General features: G+C 75.7%; 1 protein-coding gene. It reads left to right on the forward strand.

The features are described from left to right. Positions 1–1,814: xanthine dehydrogenase family protein molybdopterin-binding subunit (locus tag FNX44_RS26540; RefSeq protein WP_438948048.1), on the forward strand; the 1,814-nt coding region annotated here is incomplete at both ends.

The raw sequence follows: 1,814 nt of genomic DNA on the forward strand, positions 1-1,814 counted from the left end.
CCCGCCGCCGGGACCCCGCTGCCCCCGGCGGCCACCGCCGAACCGCACGGCCTGGGCACCTCCCTCCCGGCCGCCGACGGGCTCGCCAAGGCACTCGGCACCCTGCCCTACGCCGCCGACCTGTGGGCCGAGGGCCTGCTGTGGGTGGCCGTGCTGCGCTCACCGCACCCGCACGCCCGGATCGGCGCCGTCGACACCGCCCCGGCCGCCACGATGCCCGGCGTGCACGCCGTCATCACGCACGCCGACGTGCCCGGCCACGCCACCCACGGCCGACGCGTCGCCGACCGCCCGGTCTTCGCCCGCGACGTCGTACGGCACTACGGCGAGGCCGTCGCCGCCGTCGCAGCCGACCACCCGGACACCGCCCGGCTGGCCGTCGCCGCCATCGCCGTCGACTACGAGGTGCTGGAACCCGTCACCGACGCGGAGACCGCCTTCGAGGCCGAGCCGATCCACCCCGACGGCAACCTCATCCGCCACATCCCGCTGCGCTACGGCGACCCGGACGCCGTCGGCGAGGTCGTCGTCGAAGGCCTCTACCGCATCGGCCGCCAGGACACCGCGCCCATCGGCGCCGAGGCCGGACTCGCCGTCCCCCGCCAGGACGGCGGCGTCGAGCTGTACACGGCCTCCACCGACCCGCACGCCGACCGCGACCAGATCGCCGCCTGCCTCGGCCTGCCGCCCGAGCAGGTCAAGGTCGTCGTCACTGCCGTGCCCGGCGCCACCGGCGACCGCGAGGACCTGAGCTTCCTGCTCCCGCTTGCCCTGCTCGCCCTGCGCACCGGACGGCCCGTGAAGATCGCCGCCGGGCGCGAGGAGTCCTTCCTCGGCCACGCCCACCGGCACCCGACCATGCTGCGCTACCGCCACCACGCCGACGGCGAGGGCAGGCTGGTCAAGGTGGAGGCGCAGATCCTCCAGGACGGCGGCGCCTACGCCGACGCGTCGGCCGACGCGCTCGCCGCCGCCGTCTCGTTCGCCGCCGGCCCCTATGTCGTCCCGCACGCCGTCGTCGACGGCTGGGTCGTGCGCACCAACAACCCGCCCTCCGGCCACGTACGCGGCGAGGGCGCGATGCAGGTGTGCGCTGCCTACGAGGGCCAGATGGACAAGCTCGCCGCGCGACTCGGCCTCGACCCGGCCGAGTTGCGCGCCCGGAACGTCATGGCCACCGGCGACCTCCTGCCCACCGGCCAGACCGTCACCTGCCCGGCCCCCGTCGGTGAACTCCTCCAGGCCGTCCGCGAACACCCCCTGCCGCCGACCCCCGGCCAGGACGACGACCCCGACACCGAATGGCTGCTGCCCGGCGGCCCGGCCGGCGCCGGCGACCCGGCCGCCGTGCGACGCGGCGTCGGCCACGCGCTCGGCATGGTCCACATGCTCGGCGCCGAGGGCACCGACGAGGTCTCCACCGCCACCGTGAAGGTCACCGGTCCCGTCGCCACCGTGCTGTGCGCGGCCGTCGAGACCGGCCAGGGCTTCACCACCCTCGCCCGGCAGATCGTGCAGGACGTCCTGGGCATCGAGGAGGTGCACGTCGCCGCCGTCGACACCGACCAGCCCCCGGCCGGCCCCGGCGCCCGCGGCCGCCACACCTGGGTCTCCGGCGGCGCGGTCGAACGAGCCGCCAAGATGGTCCGCACGCAGCTCCTCCAACCACTCGCCGCCAAGTTCGGCATGTCCACCGAACTGCTCACCATCGCCGACGGCAAGATCACGTCCTACGACGGCGTCCTGTCGACGACGGTCGCCGAAGCCCTGGAGGGCAAGGAGCTCTGGGCCACCGCCCAGTGCCGCCCCCACCC

This window comes from Streptomyces alkaliterrae (assembly GCF_007097205.2).
In the GTDB taxonomy this organism is placed as follows: domain Bacteria; phylum Actinomycetota; class Actinomycetes; order Streptomycetales; family Streptomycetaceae; genus Streptomyces; species Streptomyces alkaliterrae.